At 55.7% G+C, this 16,099-nt stretch carries 18 protein-coding genes; 6 read left to right on the forward strand and 12 right to left on the reverse strand.

Features of this window, described 5'->3' with window-relative positions:
• The first annotated feature begins 21 nt into the window (after window positions 1-21).
• A complete protein-coding gene (locus H0484_RS11845) occupies window positions 22-702 on the forward strand; it encodes a LysR substrate-binding domain-containing protein (protein WP_390624835.1) in 681 nt (226 codons plus the stop codon).
• 213 nt (window positions 703-915) lie between these two features.
• Here the strand turns inward: H0484_RS11845 and H0484_RS11850 are convergent, their stop codons facing one another.
• Window positions 916-1,548 (reverse strand): ankyrin repeat domain-containing protein, encoded by a 633-nt coding sequence (locus tag H0484_RS11850; RefSeq protein ID WP_226955026.1) that lies wholly within the window; start codon window positions 1,546-1,548, stop codon window positions 916-918.
• Between the two features lie 163 nt (window positions 1,549-1,711).
• On the opposite strand from H0484_RS11850, the gene H0484_RS11855 reads away from it, so the two are divergent.
• A complete protein-coding gene (locus H0484_RS11855; RefSeq protein ID WP_226954849.1) occupies window positions 1,712-2,599 on the forward strand; it encodes a LysR substrate-binding domain-containing protein in 888 nt (295 codons plus the stop codon).
• On the opposite strand, the gene H0484_RS11860 is transcribed toward H0484_RS11855, so the two are convergent.
• Window positions 2,596-3,753, reverse strand: a complete 1,158-nt coding sequence (locus H0484_RS11860; protein ID WP_226954850.1) for an amidohydrolase family protein — start codon at window positions 3,751-3,753, stop codon at window positions 2,596-2,598. The two genes, H0484_RS11855 and H0484_RS11860, sit on opposite strands and share 4 nt — an antisense overlap.
• A gap of 204 nt (window positions 3,754-3,957) precedes the next feature.
• Window positions 3,958-4,899 (reverse strand): LysR family transcriptional regulator, encoded by a 942-nt coding sequence (locus H0484_RS11865; protein WP_226954851.1) that lies wholly within the window; start codon window positions 4,897-4,899, stop codon window positions 3,958-3,960.
• 103 nt (window positions 4,900-5,002) lie between these two features.
• Between H0484_RS11865 and H0484_RS11870 the strand changes: the two genes are divergently transcribed.
• On the forward strand, window positions 5,003-6,022 hold the full coding sequence (locus H0484_RS11870; protein WP_226954852.1) for an aromatic ring-hydroxylating dioxygenase subunit alpha: 1,020 nt from the start codon (window positions 5,003-5,005) through the stop codon (window positions 6,020-6,022).
• On the opposite strand, the gene H0484_RS11875 is transcribed toward H0484_RS11870, so the two are convergent.
• The 6 genes from H0484_RS11875 to H0484_RS11900 all read right to left on the reverse strand — a co-directional run bounded on the left by H0484_RS11875 (window position 6,019) and on the right by H0484_RS11900 (window position 11,559).
• On the reverse strand, window positions 6,019-6,717 hold the full coding sequence (locus tag H0484_RS11875; RefSeq protein WP_226954853.1) for an ABC transporter ATP-binding protein: 699 nt from the start codon (window positions 6,715-6,717) through the stop codon (window positions 6,019-6,021). The two genes, H0484_RS11870 and H0484_RS11875, sit on opposite strands and share 4 nt — an antisense overlap.
• Before the next feature lie 18 nt (window positions 6,718-6,735).
• Entirely contained in the window at window positions 6,736-7,491 is a 756-nt protein-coding gene (locus H0484_RS11880) for an ABC transporter ATP-binding protein (RefSeq protein WP_226954854.1), read from the reverse strand.
• On the reverse strand, window positions 7,488-8,477 hold the full coding sequence (locus H0484_RS11885) for a branched-chain amino acid ABC transporter permease (protein ID WP_226954855.1): 990 nt from the start codon (window positions 8,475-8,477) through the stop codon (window positions 7,488-7,490). Before H0484_RS11885 ends, H0484_RS11880 begins: the two co-directional genes overlap by 4 nt.
• Window positions 8,478-8,489: 12 nt before the next feature.
• Window positions 8,490-9,410 (reverse strand): branched-chain amino acid ABC transporter permease, encoded by a 921-nt coding sequence (locus tag H0484_RS11890; RefSeq protein WP_226954856.1) that lies wholly within the window; start codon window positions 9,408-9,410, stop codon window positions 8,490-8,492.
• 94 nt (window positions 9,411-9,504) lie between these two features.
• Window positions 9,505-10,671 (reverse strand): ABC transporter substrate-binding protein, encoded by a 1,167-nt coding sequence (locus H0484_RS11895; protein WP_226954857.1) that lies wholly within the window; start codon window positions 10,669-10,671, stop codon window positions 9,505-9,507.
• A 174-nt stretch (window positions 10,672-10,845) separates the two neighbouring features.
• The gene (locus H0484_RS11900; RefSeq protein WP_226954858.1) at window positions 10,846-11,559 is read right to left on the reverse strand and encodes a class II aldolase/adducin family protein; all 714 of its coding nucleotides are present in this window, start codon (window positions 11,557-11,559) and stop codon (window positions 10,846-10,848) included.
• 368 nt (window positions 11,560-11,927) lie between these two features.
• On the opposite strand from H0484_RS11900, the gene H0484_RS11905 reads away from it, so the two are divergent.
• Together H0484_RS11905 and H0484_RS11910 are read left to right on the forward strand one after the other, a co-directional pair.
• Window positions 11,928-12,137: a cold-shock protein gene (locus tag H0484_RS11905; protein ID WP_226954859.1), complete on the forward strand. Its 210-nt coding sequence runs from the start codon at window positions 11,928-11,930 to the stop codon at window positions 12,135-12,137.
• 268 nt (window positions 12,138-12,405) lie between these two features.
• The gene (locus H0484_RS11910; protein WP_226954860.1) at window positions 12,406-12,552 is read left to right on the forward strand and encodes a hypothetical protein; all 147 of its coding nucleotides are present in this window, start codon (window positions 12,406-12,408) and stop codon (window positions 12,550-12,552) included.
• A 103-nt stretch (window positions 12,553-12,655) separates the two neighbouring features.
• Here the strand turns inward: H0484_RS11910 and H0484_RS11915 are convergent, their stop codons facing one another.
• Together H0484_RS11915 and H0484_RS11920 are read right to left on the reverse strand one after the other, a co-directional pair.
• Window positions 12,656-12,889, reverse strand: a complete 234-nt coding sequence (locus H0484_RS11915) for a hypothetical protein (protein WP_226954861.1) — start codon at window positions 12,887-12,889, stop codon at window positions 12,656-12,658.
• 149 nt (window positions 12,890-13,038) lie between these two features.
• Window positions 13,039-13,704 carry a cysteine hydrolase family protein gene (locus tag H0484_RS11920; RefSeq protein WP_226954862.1) on the reverse strand — a complete coding sequence of 222 codons (666 nt, stop codon included), beginning with the start codon at window positions 13,702-13,704 and terminating at the stop codon, window positions 13,039-13,041.
• A 214-nt stretch (window positions 13,705-13,918) separates the two neighbouring features.
• Here H0484_RS11920 and H0484_RS11925 point away from each other — a divergent pair, with 214 nt between their 5' ends.
• The gene (locus H0484_RS11925) at window positions 13,919-15,376 is read left to right on the forward strand and encodes a phospholipase D-like domain-containing protein (protein WP_226954863.1); all 1,458 of its coding nucleotides are present in this window, start codon (window positions 13,919-13,921) and stop codon (window positions 15,374-15,376) included.
• An 11-nt stretch (window positions 15,377-15,387) separates the two neighbouring features.
• On the opposite strand, the gene bioD is transcribed toward H0484_RS11925, so the two are convergent.
• Window positions 15,388-16,098, reverse strand: a complete 711-nt coding sequence (gene bioD / locus H0484_RS11930; protein ID WP_226954864.1) for a dethiobiotin synthase — start codon at window positions 16,096-16,098, stop codon at window positions 15,388-15,390.
• Between the last annotated feature and the right edge of the window lies 1 nt (window position 16,099).

Raw genomic sequence — 16,099 nt, forward strand, 5'->3', positions numbered from 1 at the left:
CCCGGGTACTCGTAATACACCTTGTCGAACAGATTGTTCACGTTCAACGCCGCCGTCCAATTCGGCGTCACGTCATACGCGACCGCCGTTGCCGACCAGCAGAGCTTTGCCCGGGCTTCTGAATCGCTCGGCATGTACCGTCCCCGCGTATCGGCCGCTGTGACAGCGTTGGAGAAAGAAGTCGGCGCCCGGTTGTTCCATCGCACGACACGCAAGACGACGCTCACGCGCGAGGGCACCGCCTTCTATGACCAGGCCCGGGCGACACTCACCGCTGTCGGGGACGCCAGGAATTTCTTTGACGGGGGCTCTTCAATTCCGAAAGGGCGCGTCCGGGTCGATATGAGCAACTCCATTGCGCGCTCGACCATCATTCCCCGCTTGCGCCAGTTCAAGGAGGCCTACCCCGAGGTGGACGTCATCCTCGGCGTGAGCGACCAACAAGCCGATCTCATCACAGAAGGGATAGACTGCGTGCTGCGATTGGGACAGCTTGGAACGACCAGCATGGTCAGCCGCGTCGTGAGCCGGGTTCGGGTAGTCACTTGCGCGGCGCCCGGTTACCTGGCTCGAAATGGTGAACCGCAAACCCTTGAAGCGTTGAAGCAGCATCAGGCAGTGATGTACTTCTATGGCAAAGACCGCCGTGTCATGGATTGGGTCATTTCGGTGTTTGAGGTACCTTTGGCATCCAAGCCATAGGCCAGGCCGCAGAAATTCCGAACGTGGCTAGCCTAGTGTCAGGAACCAAGATGTGCTCTCTAAAGAATCGGATCAGGTGTTGCCTGCGGTCAGTCCTTTTCCGCATGGCCTGTTTGGTATCGCCCCCAAAGCCCACATCCCCATTCCCTTGCCGCCACCGATCAGTGCAAGCGCCTCACGCCTAGTGCCGACCAAACGATGGACGACGGGCGGTCACGCCCCCGCCTCCATTAATAGCTGCACCATGCGGTCGTATCCTCGTTGACGGGCGTGCTCCAATGGTGTCACGCCGCGACGGTCGGCCAGTTTCACGTCTGCACCGGCCTGCACCAGGGCCTGCACAATCTGGACATGCCGAGGCCCGCCGTCTCCCAGAATGATGGCTTCGAGCAGCGCCGTCCAACCCAGGCGATTGACGTGGTCCACGTCTACGCCAGCCTTGATCAAGCGATGCACGGTTTCGACGTGACCGCGCTCGGCTGCCGGGATGAGTGCAGTGCCGCCATATCGGTTGGTGCTTTTCAGGTCTGCGCCATGAGTCAAGGTCATCTCCAAGATCTCGTTCAGGCCCCGCGCACCGGCATATAAGTACGCGCTATCCTGAATGGCATCCTTGGCGTTCACATCTGCCCCCGCCTCAATCAAAACCTGGGCCGCAGCGGCATTATTCGCATGCGTCGCAATAAGCAAGGGTGTACGGCCCTGCGCATCACGCGCCTCTATGGCTGCCCCCTGCGCGAGCAGCGCACTGATTTCCGATACGCCGCCGTTGGCGGCGCTTTGTAGCAACTGTCGGTTCACAGGATTACCCTGCGAGAAACTGACGGCAGACATCCACATCGCCATCAAACAAACGCCATAAATCGTCAAACGTCTGAACAACATCATTCGCCTCCATCAATACGGATAAGCCGCAAAAAATCGCTTTTGTTATCGCCCCGAAAGTTGCAATGCCGCTCCAGGCCATGATAAAAAAACGCACCACTCCATTAAAAAAATGAATACTTGCATGGTGTCCAGCTTAAAACCGAATCGCGTCCTGTTTGAACTGGACCTGCTGAAAGCCCTCGTCGCCGTGGCAGAAAGCGGCAGCTTTACCGTCGCCGCAACGCGACTGCATTCCACCCAATCAACGGTCAGCCAGAAAATACGTCGTCTGGAAGACCTCGCGGGCCACACGCTACTCGATCGCAGCAACCGCACGGTCAGTCCCACCGAAGCCGGCCATATTGCGTTGCGATATGCCCGCCAGATGCTGACCGCCAACGACAACCTGGCCCAATCGCTGTCGGGCACGATGGTCGCCATCACGGTCCGATTGGGACTACCGGAAGACTTCGCCACCGGCGCGATTACCAAGCTGCTCTCCACATTCAGTCGGGCCTATCCGCATGTCAAATTGGAAGTCACCAGCGGCTTGAGCCGCGACCTCTATCACAGCTACGAGCAAGGCGAACAGGACCTGGTCCTGATCAAGCAACGCCGCCATAGCCGCGCTGCGGTCATCTGCCGCCCCGAAAAACTGGCCTGGATCGATAGCGCGCGACAGCCCTGCCTCGACCAAGATCCCGTGCCGTTGGTCACGTTTCCCCAACGCGGGCTGTATCGTGACGATATGATCCAGGCCTTGGAAACCATCGGAAGGCCATGGCGCATCAGCTATACGAGCTCCAGCCTGACGGGCATCCAGGAGGCAGTGGTCAGTGGCATGGGCATCAGTTTGCTCCCCCGTCGCGCGGTCGCCAAGGAGCACCGGATACTGACCCGGCGCAGTGGCCTGCCCGACATCGATGCCTACGAAATCGGTATCTTCTTTCGCCCTTCTGCCAGTGCGCCGATCCGCGACTTGGCCAACGTGCTGGTCCGATTGATCGACCACGCGCGAGCCCGGTCCTAACCACGCCCTCGGCGTATCACCCGTCGGTCGGCCGGCGCACCCGCAACGGCCGCCGCCGCGTTAGGCGCATTGATCGCCACAAACGTCGCCTCGCTGCCTACCGCCAACCCATAGCCACTCAAACCCAGCACCTGCGCGCCCGCAGCACAGACCAAGTGCAGCGCAGTCTGCAGCGCCTCATCGGTGTAGAACCCCGAGCGATATCCCAACAACATGGCACGCTGCAACATATCGCCTGTGCCATACGGCCACCATGCATCCTGAATGTTGTCGTTGCCGGAAAACACCCGCACTCCTGCCTCGCGCAAGCGCAGAATCGGCGGAAATGCCCGGTCGCCCGGCGCATTCGTCATGATGGCAATGTCCGCATCGGCCAACGCTGTCGCAATACCGTCCAGCACATCCGCCGTCACGTCGCCCAAGCTATAGGCATGACTGACCGCGACCCGGCCATTCAATCCGCCGGCCCGCGTACGGGCGGCAATACGATGCAGTTGCTCTACCCCTTGCATTCCGGGCTCGTGCAAATGGATATCGATTTTCGCCCCATAGCGATCGGCAATGCCGAACACAGCATCCAGCTGCCCGTCGGCGTCGCCGTCTAACGTGGTGGGGTCAATCCCGCCGATAACATCCACCCCCTCACGGGCGGCATTTTCCAGTACCTGCACCGTTCCGGGACAGGACATCACGCCAGCCTGCGGGAATGCCACCAATTCAATATGCATACGATCGCGCCATTGCTCACGCACTTGCATGATGGTGTGCAAATTCGTCAAGCCCGTCGTCGCATCGACGTCGACATGGCTGCGCATGGCAACCGTGCCAAATGCCGCCGCTTGCTCCAGCAACGCCTCGGCGCGCTCGGACATCGGTTTCGCTTGTGCCAGCGCCTCTTTCTCGATCGCTAAGCGCTCGCGCAAACTGTTGGCCGTCACGTGCGGATGCCAACGATCACCCACAAAGCTCTTGTCCAGATGGATATGCCCATCGACAAAACCCGGCACGACGACCCAGCCGTGGAGATCAACGACGTCCGTACCGGGCTCTGCGTGCAAATCCGACCCCATTGCGACGATACGGCCCTCTGCCACGGCGATGTCCAGCTTGCTGCCATCGGCGGCAACGCCATTGATAAACAGACGTTCGACCATGAGTTACTCCTCGGTATGAACCAACAAAACGAGTCAGGCGCATTGCCTGCCGTAAACGATGGTTCTACGATAGCGAACCGATGACGTATCTACAAGTTAAATATAAACATGCCATGCATTCGATTTATAAATAACTCTGCCGATCAAAACAGGTAACCAGAACGCCTTGACCATTGCGAAAGAGCTTGGCCTCATCTGGAAGAATTAGAACTCGACTGTGGCACCGTGAACGGGCTCAGCGGCTCCCAGGTATCCGTCAAAAAGCTCTGACACCTGCGCACGCAGCCAGCGAGAGCGCGGTTCGTTATGAAAGCGGCGGTGCCAATATTGTTTCAAGTCGTAGCGTGGAAAGCCTGGGGGCGGCGCCATTACCCGAAATCGTCCGTTTTGCGCGAAGCGCTCTGCTATCGTTTTAGGCAGCACCACCATCAGGTCTGACTCTTCGACCAATCCAGGGACACTCATGTAGTGGGACATCTGCAACCCAACATGACGCTCTATACCCTGTGAAAAAACATACTGTTCATACATTTCCATGGTGCGACTGCCATCGCGCACCAGTAGATGCTCGGCCTGCCGAAACTGACTGAGTGTAATGCGTGAGCCGCGCAGGGGATGCCCTTCTCGCACCAAGCAAACCAGCACATGGGAAAACAGACGCTGCTGGTAGATATCGGCGCCCCGCAGGTCTGGAAAGTAACCTATGGACAGATCAACCCGCCCCTCGTACATCGCTTGATCCAGCTCCTCCGGCGCCAAGCTTTGTGTCTTTAATACAAGACCGGGGGCTTGCACTTTGAATAGGCGATATAAATCCGGCAAAAATACTGCTTCACCGATCTCGCTAAGACAAAGTGTTAGTGTCCCCTTGACGGTGCTAGGGTTGAAAGTGGGGGGAGTCAGAATATCGCGATCTATGACATCAATGACTTCGCGTGTCTTGCCTATTATCCCCTGCGCCAAGGGCGTCGCATGCATGCGCAGGCCACGTCGAACAAACAACGGGTCTTGCAGAGCACGGCGCAAGCGCCCTAGCGCCGCGCTGGTAGCCGGCTGACTGATACCCAAACGGCTGGCAGCCGTAGTGACGCTTCCGGTTTCGTGGACGGCAAGCAGCACTCGCAGCAAGTTGAGATCAGTCTTCATAGAATAAACAAAACAAATACAGCAAATAAATTACATCCACTATATATATTCCATACTCGACGCTAAAGTAAAGGCAGGGTTACTTCAAAACACAGGAAGAGACATGCCTTATCTTAAGAACGCTTGGTACATGGCCACTTGGGCCGACGAAATCAAACCGGGCGAGATGTTTCATCGCACGCTACTCGATCAACCGATAGTGCTTTTTCGCCGTAGCGACGGAAGTCTGGCCGCCCTGCACGACCGCTGTCCGCATCGTTTTGTCCCCTTGCACCTAGGTACCCTTAAAGGTGACGCCATCGAGTGCGGCTACCATGGCTTGCAGTTTGACTGTAGCGGCCGCTGTGTGCGCAATCCGCACGGCAACAACATTCCGATAGCTGCACGGGTGCGGTCATACGCCGCAATCGAAAAAGACGGCATCGCGTGGATATGGATGGGGGAAGCCGATTCTGCAAAAGTCGAACTGCTACCTGACTTCTCGCGTCTGCATGCCGCAGCGCCTAGCGCCAAGTCGCGTGGCTATCTATGGACCGACTGCAACTACAAGCTGATTGCCGACAACGTGATGGATCTGAGCCATGCCGACTTTGTACACGCCGACTCTGTGGGCGGTGGCGCCTTCACTCGCGCCAAACCGAAGGTCGAAGAACACGGGGATGATGTGCATATCACCTGGGAGTGCCTGCACGACAGTGCACCACCCGCTTACGACCGCCTTATGCCACAGCCTGGGCAGCCGGTGTGCTTTCGTACGCAGGTACGATGGCGTGCACCGGGCTCCATGCACTTGGACATTGCCATCACGCCGCAAGACGCCCCCGACAGCGAAGGCTTGCGTACCGATAACGCCCACATCGTCACGCCCGAGAGTGAAACCACCACTCATTACTTTTATTGGTTGACCAGACGCTTTCGCACCAACGATGAGGAAATAAACACTCGTCGGCAAGCCATCATGTACAACGCGTTTAACAACCAAGACAAACCCATGCTAAGCGCACAGCAAAAAGCCATGAACACCGATGATCTGTTCAGTCTGAGCCCAGTACTGTTGCCCACTGACGCGGGCGCTGTTCGCGCCCGCCGCAAGCTGGAACAGAAGATACGCGAAGAGGACTAAACGCCCACGTACCGGGCAATCAGCTCGGGCTGGGCAGCCAGCTCGGGCGAACTGCCCCGCCATACCGTTACGCCCTTATCCAAAATGACGTTTCGGTCGGACAAGCGCAACAGAGCCTTCGTGTTCTTATCTACAACAATCATAGAAAGCCCTTGCTCCTTCAAGCGCTGCAGCACTTTCCAGATTTCGGCCCGCACCACAGGGGCCAAGCCTTCGGTAGCCTCATCCAGCACCAGCAGACGAGGGTTAGTCATCAGCGCTCTCCCAATAGCAAGCATCTGCTGCTCGCCTCCGGACAGCTGATTGCCCATATTGGTTCGCCGCTCTTTCAAGCGTGGAAAAACGTCGTAAATTTTTTCTAGCGTCCATTGCGGCTTACCGCCCGAACTCGAGGCGGTAGCAATCAGGTTCTCTTCGACACTTAGCATCGGAAATATCTGACGCCCTTCAGGCACCAGCGAGATTCCCATACGCCCTATGCGATAGGGCTGCAGGCCGGCAAGTTCGGTTCCCTCGAAACGGATGCTGCCGCCGCAGGGGTTCAATAAACCAAACAAGCATTTGATAGCCGTGGTTCGGCCCATGCCGTTGCGACCAATAAGGCCTATGACCTCCCCCTGATTCAAGTCAAGATCGACATCGAATAGCGCTTGCGATGGGCCGTACTTGGCGGCCAGATTCTGAATGCTGAGCATTAGGGCTCCTGTAGTCAATTACGCGTCTTCATCGTCGCCCAAATAGGCTTTCTGCACTTCGGGATGAGCGCGTATCTCGTCAACGGTACCTGTTGCGATAATCTTGCCGTACACCAGAACGCTGATGCGGTCGGCCAATGAGAAGACCGCGTTCATGTCGTGCTCTACCAGAACAATCGTGTATTGGCCCTTAAGGGAACGCAGCAGCTCAATCGCGGCCACGCCTTCGGCGGCGCTCATGCCCGCCATAGGCTCGTCAAGCAAGAGCAGTCTGGGCTCAGCAGCCAGCGCCATGGCGATCTCTAGCTGTCGACGCTGTCCATAGGCTAGATTGGCGGCTACTTCGTCAGCCACATGCACCAATTGGCATTGCTGCATGATGCGCTCGGCTACCTGCATAGACTCTAGGTCTCGGATCAGGGGCTTCCAAACCGCTAGACGAACACCCCGCCGACGCCGGGCCGCCAAACAAATGTTTTCACGTACCGTGAACGAATCGAATACCGAGGTAATTTGGTACGAGCGCAATAGCCCTAACTCGACTCTTTGTTGCACTGGCTGACCGGAAACATCCACGTCTCCAATCAGAATGCGGCCAGCGTCTGAAGCAAGCTCACCGGTCAGTAGATTGATGAGTGTGGTTTTACCTGCGCCGTTAGGGCCGATGATAGCGTGCAGCTCACCAGGACGAACTTGAAGCGAAACTTCGTCGGTGGCCTTGAGACCGCCAAAATAACGTACCAGACCTTCTACAGTGAGTGACGGTGCGCTCATGGTAGTTCTCCGTTAGGGCGAGTTTTGATTGCAGGCCCTGCCGCTGAAGGCCGGTTGAAAATGGCTTTCAGCCATGCGAACTGATTGCGACCTGCCAAGGCAATGATAGTGATGATCGGCCCCATCACCAACATCCAGTGTGTGGTCCAGCCTTTCAGCACTTCTTCAAGCACCAGGAATACAATCGCCCCAAAAATGGGCCCGGTCACCAGCCCGATACCGCCGATGACAATCATGACGATCAGCTCACCGGAGAGATGCCAGGCAATATAGCTGGGCACCGCGAATGCGGTCAGGTTAGCCAGCAGAAAGCCCGCGATCCCGGTGATGACGCCCGACAATACATAGGCGGACAGCTGGATTCTGAATACTGAATAACCAAAGGCGTCGACCCGACGAGGGTTGATGTGGGTTGCTCGCAGCACCATGCCAAAAGGCGAGGTACGCAAGCGGTTCAGGAACAAGGCGAGCATCAGGAGCAGCGCCCATGTAGCCCAATACACCTCGGAACTGCCGCTCAGTTCAAACCATCCGAAATTGCTGGATTCATAGATGTTAAGACCGTCATCACCGCCAAAGGGCGTAAGACTGACCATCAAGAAATAGAACATCTGCGAAAACGCCAGCGTAATCATGATGAAACCGATACCTGAGGTGCGCAGACACACCGAGCCAACCAGCACAGCCACAACTATGCACACGGCGATGCACACAAACAGCTGGATCCAGCCATTGCTAATGCCATAGTGGCTAAGGATACCGACTGCGTAACAACCCAGGCCGATAAACATGGCATGCCCAAAGCTGACCAAGCCCGCGAAGCCCAGAACGATATTCAAGGCGCAAGCTGCCAACGCGTAGATCAACACGCGAGCAAAGAAAGTGACATAAAACGGCTCATCCACCACCTGCGCCACGAACGGTATGGCGGCAAGCACAATGAACAAGACTGGTAGAACCAAACGCATCCAACTACGAGAATTCATGGCTGTGCCCCCTTAGCGCTTGGCCGAAACCATCAGGCCCTGCGGCTTGAATGCAAGCACAAAAGCCATCAGCAGATAAATCAACATAGAGGCTAAAGCCGACCCGACCGTATTGGCGGCAGCGGGCGCCATCACCAGGGCCAAGATGCCAGGCAAATAGGCGCGCCCCAATGTGTCGATGACGGCGATGAGAATGGCGGCCAACAGCGCCCCTCGAATCGATCCGATGCCGCCCACCACAATCACCACTAAAGCAAGAATTAGCACAGGGTCGCCCATACCCGACTGCACTGACAGGATGGGGCCGGCCAAAGTCCCTGCCAAACCCGCAAGGCCTGCGCCCAACATAAACAGGGATTTCTTCAGTAAATCAACGTTGGCGCCCAGCACACTGACCATGGAAGCATGCGTCGTACCCGCGCGCACCAGCATGCCGAAGCGAGTTTTCTGGATGAGATACCAGGCACCGAATGCCACCAGAACACCCACGACGATGATCAGCAAGCGATAAACCGGATACGGCGCCCCGAGAATTTCTACCGACCCGCTGATAACCTCTGGGATCGTCACAAAATAGGGGCGATTCCCCCAGATGAAAATGGCCAACTCATTAAAGAACATCATGAGCCCGAAGGTGGCCAGCACTTGATACAGGTGATCATGACGATACAGAGGCCGCGCAACCAGATGCTCGATCACAAGACCCACGATGGCCGCAGCCGCCACGGCAGCAAAGAGGGAAAACAAAAAGGAACCGCTAGCGTTGTAGCTTGCGGCACCCACAAAGGCACCCACCATATACAGTGAGCCATGCGCTAGATTGATGAAGTTCATGATGCCGAAAATCAGGGTCAGCCCCGATGACAGCAGGAACAGCAATACACCCAGCTGCAGCCCATTAAGAAGCTGCGACAGGAACAACGAACTATTCATGACGGATTTTCCGTTGAGGAATCAGTAGCTGCCACAGGGGCTACACCAGTAGGCAGCCCCTTGTGGTCGAGCGCTACAGGCCAGCGCCTGTGCTTTACTTCATGTCACACTCGGAGACGTAGGCGTCTTGGTGATCGGTAAACACAGTAGCAAGCTGCTTGACCACAACGTCGTCACCCTGCCCAACGGCCTTGAAAGCGTAGAGATTCTGAATGGGCATGTTGTTGGTATTAAAGGCAAACTTGCCCCGTACCGTCGGGAACTCAGAGCCCGCTTGCTTGACGGCCTTCACGAATGCCTCGCGATTGGAAACATCGCCATTCAGCTTGAGCACGGCAGTGTTCAACAGATAGGCCGCGTCGTAACCATTGGCAGCGTACTCAGACGGCGTATGGCCGTATTTGTCCTCAAACGCTTTAACGAATTTTTTGCTCTGAGGGTTATTGAGCACCGGCGCCCAAGTGGCACCGTAAATATTGCCGTCGGCCTGCGACTTGAGCGACACCAGGGTGTTGGAGTCGATCATGCCTTCAGAATACACGGGTGTCTTACCCATGATGCCGGCCTGACGGAGCTGACGCGCAAAGTTGACGCCGGTTCCGCCTGTGTAAAAAACGAACAATGCTTCGGGATTGGCCGCCTGGAGTGCAGAGATTTCTGCCGAGAAGTCGAGCTGCCCTAGCGGCGTGTAGACTTCTTTAGCCACGTCACCTTTAAAGTAACGCTTGAAACCATTGAGCTTGTCTTTTCCAGCCTGATAGCTGGAAGTCATGAGGTAGGCGTTTTTATGGCCGAGGTCTTGCACATACTGGCCCATTGCCTCTGACATGGTGTCATTCTGCCAAGCAAGGCCAAAAAGGTTAGGGGCGCACAACTTGCCGGCGACAGGCCCGGGCCCAGCGTTGGTGGCGATGGCCACGACACCGGAATCTTTGATGCGCCGCAATTCAGCCATGAGTACGTTCGAGAACCCCAGCCCCACAATCGCATCAACCTTATCGCGCTCCAGGAATTTCTGAATTGCCTGGGCACCCACATCCGGCTTTAGCTGATCATCCTCAATCACCACCTTGACGTTCTGATCACCAAACTTGTTGCCGAGCTCTTCCAGGGCCAACAGGAAACCGTCGCGCTGATCTTGGCCCAGTACCCCCTGAGGCCCAGACAACACACCGGAAAATCCGACGGTGATGTCGGCCTGGGCTACCGGAGCAACCATGAACAACCCGGCCAGCACGGCGGAAATCGTAGTTTTCCTCATTCTTTGTCTCCTTAGTCTCTCTGGGTCTCTGTCAACCCTTATTGCGGCGGGATGCCACCTACTTTTTGGGCTGTTTCTATTTACAGCGTATGAAAAGTGAGTTCAACGCTCATGTCATTGCTTGGCTCACTGACGAAAACTGAGGTTTTGAAGTCGTTAATCTTGCCTTGGTGTCTATACGGAAGCCTTGCTTGTTTCAGCATCGCCGGCAATCAGGTATTCCCACATACGTTCAAAAATAAGCCCGGCGCTGGTGGCACGCTGCTGCGCTTGCTGATGCGACAAAATGCCATCGTTCGAGGCAAGCCCAGCGCACCGCAACTGCAATTCAATACGAGCCATGTCTTCAAGGTACCAAGTCAAGGCGACGGCTTTTTCCAGCGATTCCGCGACAACTACCGCGCCGTTGCCACGCATGACCACTGCCGCAGCGTCGCCAAGACGCTCTGCCACGCCCAGCGCCTGCTCCTCGGTGCGAACAAGTTGTACGTCGTCCCAAAACGGAACGGAAGGAGAAAAGTAGGAACCCATTCCATGACGCGCCTCGGGTGTAATGCCAGCCGCCGAGAGAGTCATGACATCGCGCGGCATGCTGCGCACGACACCGCACACCTGCGGGCGGCGTCTGTAGATCTGCTGATGAATACGAACTTCGCCCAAAACGCCTGGAGGCAGCTCGCCGTCGATGCAGACCACTGTCCCTTCATCTTCGGGCTCGATAAGACCCATAGGCCTAGCTGCGCACACAAGGAAATACTTTTCATCGAGCCGCAAACTGCAATGCCCATAAGCATGGACAAGATTGGCACGTGCCAATGCTCGCGCAGCAAGGCGTACGCATTGCTGCTGCTGAACAGTGGCGGTGGGCACAACAAACGCTTGCGTCACGGCTTGTCTCCTTGCTAAGCGCGGGAGGTTTTCTCGATATTTGATCCTTATGATAATTCCGCGAAATATCGGCGTCAACATTTTTTATCGAGATTTATAAAAAATATAAATAAACTAGATGATTGAGTAACTTCTGGGCGCACCCAAGCCGCGGTGCCAGCAAAAACCCGCCCCTTGGAGAGCCCCGCGCGCAGCCTCTTCTGTAGCGAGCCTTTAGCCCGAAGCAAATGGCCACAAGACAGACATCAGCCCCGCCTAAGACCTTGTGAAGCCGTCTTATGTTATTTGGTAACACTGCTAGCTAATTTTCGGTATTTCGCGCATAGTGGCTGTGGGGATATTCTTCCCTAGTACATTTAGGATTTACTTTGAAAACAGAAAATGGCATCGTGAAGTGGTTTAACAACGAAAAGGGCTTTGGTTTCATCATGCCCGAGTCCGGTGGTAAGGACCTCTTCGCGCACTACAGCGAAATTCAAGGCTCCGGCCACAAGACACTGGAAGAAAACCAACGGGTTTCTTTCGTTGCTGGTAACGGCCAAAAAGGCCCTTGCGCGACTCAGATCAAAGTTCTCTGAACTCTGCTCAGCCTTTAAGCTAGCTTAAAACAGCCGCACCCAACTTCTTGGGTGCGGCTGTTTTTTTACTCAAACACGGTATGACCTCGGCTAGTGGCAAGTCATATCCGTATATGGGGTTCATCTAGAACACAAAACTATCGTTCTAGTCTTAACCCTTTAGTCTGGTATTTCTACACGAGTTGAGGAAAAATCTATTCACCGTGGCAACGGTCGACCCAAATAGCTTTACCAAGGCTCTGATGAGTCAGCCCAGATAGGAGACTGCATGAAGATCCGCGTCGTCATAGCCGATGACCACCCATCCATCGTGGCGGGAGTTCATCATGAATTAAGTGCCCATCCGGATTTACAAATAGTCGGCATGGCACGTGATTTCGATGAGCTTTTGGGGTTATTAGACACACATACATGAGATGTTTTAGTAACAGACTACTTCATGCCAAGCAGCAAGTTCGAAAACAGTATGCTGCTGGCCCATCTGATGGAAAAGTACTAATTTTCCAACGCGCAAATACTTAGCGCCTGGAAATCAGATAGGCCGCTATTAACACCGCCACAATGGGCAATATCAGGTCAAGCTGTGCATCTAGGCTCCAGCGCCAGATATCGAAGCCTTCCCAGGGGTTGAGCTTACCGGGTTGGCCTATCTTGTATTCGCGTTGGGCATGCTCTCTTCCTATGAAGAAAGCAGCGCCAAAGGCTGCACCCGCCCACCAGTTTTTGGTAAGCAGGCCAATGATGGCCAGCATGGCGAGTGCATAAAAGACATGTTCAAAGTTGGTGAAGTTCAAGATTTACGTATCCGTATGCTGTAGCGCCCCCCAACACATTGTGGAAATAGACGCGACCTGGTTTTGTAAGCTTGCGCCGCAGCCTAAGGCAGCCCACAGCCGGCCTTTTAAGACTTTGTCTCAGGCCGCATCAAGTCATCCAGCAGCTCACTCGCCGAGACTACATCACCAAAGCTTTGAAACACCGTGGTAAGGCCGTTCTGGTGGTCTTCGGGATAGCGCGCCGCGTTGATGTCTTCCACCATAGCCACTCGATAATCCAGCATCATGGCGTCCCGGGCGGAAGTTTCGCAGCAGAAATTGGTCACGACACCCCCGATGGCAACGTTGCTAATCCCTCGCGCTTGCAGCTGCTCGTGCAAATCACAAACTCCAGGCATAAAGGCGCTGAAGCGCGTTTTGGTAGCTTGAATATCTTCGGGCTGTACGTCTAGTTCGGGGTGCAAGGCGTGGCCGGGAGAGCCCGGGCTGAGCTGATCTCGATGGCGAGCCCCGTTTTCGGCTTTGAAAAAATAATCATGGTACAGCGGCCAAAGACTGGTGCCGTCTTGCCCGGCTGTCATGCTGACCCAGGCTACTACACCGCCGCGTTCGCGCACGCCTTTGGCCAGGTCGTTGATGGTGGGAATAATACGCAGCGCCGGCTGTAAATCTTGCACATAAAAACACTGCATGTCGATAATGACAAGCGCGGTGCGATGAGGTTCGAAGTGATCGAATATTCTTAACCGCCCACGCTTTTGCATGACACGCTCTATAACGTACGCCGGCATGATTGGAGCATTGTTTTCAGACATCTCCCCCTCCTTTTTATAGGGTCAATAAACACAGATCTTATGCGTTGTGCAAGCCGCGCGGGCTACACTGTGCGCACCTCCTGTGCGAAGCATATTACCTACTTGTCTTCGGCACCGCCGGTATAGCAGCGGCTGCGAGTCTTTAAGTGGGTAGTTATACTCGGCAAACCCTCATGCTTTCTGGTCCACCATGATAGACACCCTAGAGGCCCTGTTCCAAGAGTACTGGCCTCATTTCCTGTTTCTACTCTCTACCGTCAGCGCTACCATTGCCGCTACCCATGCGGCCATGAACAAGACCGACGTTCGAGCGGCCATAGCTTGGGTCGGCGTCATCCTGTTGTCACCGTTATTGGGTGCCATGCTGTACCTGATCGCCGGCATTAACCGCGTTCGGAAGGATTACATCTCGCAAGAGCGTGATCGTTTGCAGCGCATCTATCGGCAGCTGCCTGACCCCCCAGAGATTCCCTTGTCTGAGCTGAGCCCGGCACAATTAGCCATGCTCACCCTGGGCGATAACGTCAGTGATTTTCCGCTTAGCGCGGGCAACCACATTCGCTTGCTACAAGGGGGCGACGAAACATATGCCGCCATGCTTGAAGCGATAGACCAGGCTCAGTGCACCATCGCTTTGCAAAGCTATATCTTTGATAACGATGTGGTGGGGCAGCGCTTTGTCCAGGCCTTGGCCAAAGCCAAAGCACGTGGGGTCACGGTGCGCATTCTGCTGGATGCCGTAGGCGTACGCTACTCGCGACCGAGAATCACGGGTAGCTTGCGTCAAGCAGGCTTAACCACCGCGCTGTTCATGACCAACCCGCTAGGCTTGCGCTCAGCCTACGCCAACCTGCGTAGCCACCGCAAGATTCTGGTGATAGACGGGCAAGTTGGCTTTACCGGCGGTATGAACATACGCGCGGGCTTCACTCGGGACGTAGCGGGTGACAGCGTGACTATGGACACGCACTTCAAGTTTGAAGGCCCGCTGGTGCTTCAGCTGCTTACCGTGTTCATGCACGACTGGGAGTTCACCACACGCGAGGCACTGGACCTGCAGGCCTGGTGCAGCAAACCCGCTCTAGCCGTCCCCCTGCCACGGGTACTGGCGCGGGGTATACGGTCGGGGCCCGATAGGTCTATATTCAGCACACATCAGATGCTGCAAGGCGCCTTCGCTTTGGCACAAAAGCATATACGGATTCAATCCCCGTATTTTCTGCCCGACCAAGTATTGATAGGTGCGCTTTGCACAGCCGCCAAGCGAGGCGTTCAAGTCGACATCGTCATACCGGGCAACAATAACCTTAAGCTCGTGCAATACGCCATGCTGGGCCAGTTAGACCTGATTCTTCGCAGCGGTTGCCGCGTCTGGTGCTCTGCGGGAAGCTTCGACCATTCCAAGCTTTTGACCGTGGATCATGCTTGGTCATATGTGGGCTCGTCCAATATGGACCCCCGCAGCCACAGGCTGAATTTTGAAATGGATGTAGAAGTGCACGACGCCGCTTTGGCCCAGCACATCGCAGCGTTGATAGACGGCAACCGCACAAACGCCAGCCAGATTACCGAGCAAACCTTAGCTGCGCAGCCCTTCTGGAAGCGGCTGCGCAACCGGGTGATCTGGCTGGCAACCCCTTATCTTTAAAGCGCTGCTCTTTATCGATCCGGGGTTTGTGGCCAACTCAAAAATGTCGCCGCCTGTTCAGCCCTAGGCTGTTCCAGGCGCGGCACGTGCCCCAGAAAAGGCGCGGGAATACGTTCACACAAAGACTGCACATTCGCTTGCGGGGCCAACATGTCTATCTCGACTTGGTTGGCCACCCAACCGGCCAGAAACAAGCCCCGGCTGCGTATGGCTTCTACTGTCAGCAAGGCATGGCTGATACACCCCAGCTTGATTCCCACCACCAGTATCACTGGCAAACCCAAGGCCACCGCTAAATCGGCGGTATCCAGTTGCTCTGTTAAAGGCACGCGAAAGCCCCCTACGCCCTCGACCACTACGGCTTGCGCCTGCTCGGACAATCGCTCATAGGCATCAAGGATGACCTCCAAACGCATCTCGCCACCTGCTTGCCTAGCGGCAAGATGGGGTGCCATAGGCTCACGCCAAAGATAAGGCGTCTGCCACTCGTAAGGAACCTCGACATTGCCGGCTTGGACCAAGCTATCTGTGTCTTCGTTGCGCCAGGCTTCATCGCGCCAGTGTGCGCCGGCGGCTACGGGCTTCATACCGACCACACGGTACCCTTGAGCCGCCCAGGCATTCAGTATCGCCGCCGAAGTCAGCGTCTTGCCTATCTCGGTATCGGTACCCGTCACAAAGCAAGAGAATGGGTAGTGCTCACCAAAAGGTTTCGATTGCATG

The organism is Mesopusillimonas faecipullorum, from assembly GCF_020539505.1.
In the GTDB taxonomy this organism is placed as follows: domain Bacteria; phylum Pseudomonadota; class Gammaproteobacteria; order Burkholderiales; family Burkholderiaceae_B; genus Mesopusillimonas; species Mesopusillimonas faecipullorum.

Coding starts and splice junctions, on each gene's coding strand:
- H0484_RS11850 (WP_226955026.1), bottom strand. CDS start 1,548: ATGGCGATGTGGATGTCTGCCGTCAGTTTCTCGCAGGGTAATCCTGTG.
- H0484_RS11855 (WP_226954849.1), top strand. CDS start 1,712: ATGGTGTCCAGCTTAAAACCGAATCGCGTCCTGTTTGAACTGGACCTG.
- H0484_RS11860 (WP_226954850.1), bottom strand. CDS start 3,753: ATGGTCGAACGTCTGTTTATCAATGGCGTTGCCGCCGATGGCAGCAAG.
- H0484_RS11865 (WP_226954851.1), bottom strand. CDS start 4,899: ATGAAGACTGATCTCAACTTGCTGCGAGTGCTGCTTGCCGTCCACGAA.
- H0484_RS11870 (WP_226954852.1), top strand. CDS start 5,003: ATGCCTTATCTTAAGAACGCTTGGTACATGGCCACTTGGGCCGACGAA.
- H0484_RS11875 (WP_226954853.1), bottom strand. CDS start 6,717: ATGCTCAGCATTCAGAATCTGGCCGCCAAGTACGGCCCATCGCAAGCG.
- H0484_RS11880 (WP_226954854.1), bottom strand. CDS start 7,491: ATGAGCGCACCGTCACTCACTGTAGAAGGTCTGGTACGTTATTTTGGC.
- H0484_RS11885 (WP_226954855.1), bottom strand. CDS start 8,477: ATGAATTCTCGTAGTTGGATGCGTTTGGTTCTACCAGTCTTGTTCATT.
- H0484_RS11890 (WP_226954856.1), bottom strand. CDS start 9,410: ATGAATAGTTCGTTGTTCCTGTCGCAGCTTCTTAATGGGCTGCAGCTG.
- H0484_RS11895 (WP_226954857.1), bottom strand. CDS start 10,671: ATGAGGAAAACTACGATTTCCGCCGTGCTGGCCGGGTTGTTCATGGTT.
- H0484_RS11910 (WP_226954860.1), top strand. CDS start 12,406: ATGAAGATCCGCGTCGTCATAGCCGATGACCACCCATCCATCGTGGCG.
- H0484_RS11915 (WP_226954861.1), bottom strand. CDS start 12,889: ATGCTGGCCATCATTGGCCTGCTTACCAAAAACTGGTGGGCGGGTGCA.
- H0484_RS11920 (WP_226954862.1), bottom strand. CDS start 13,704: ATGCCGGCGTACGTTATAGAGCGTGTCATGCAAAAGCGTGGGCGGTTA.
- H0484_RS11925 (WP_226954863.1), top strand. CDS start 13,919: ATGATAGACACCCTAGAGGCCCTGTTCCAAGAGTACTGGCCTCATTTC.
- bioD (WP_226954864.1), bottom strand. CDS start 16,098: ATGCAATCGAAACCTTTTGGTGAGCACTACCCATTCTCTTGCTTTGTG.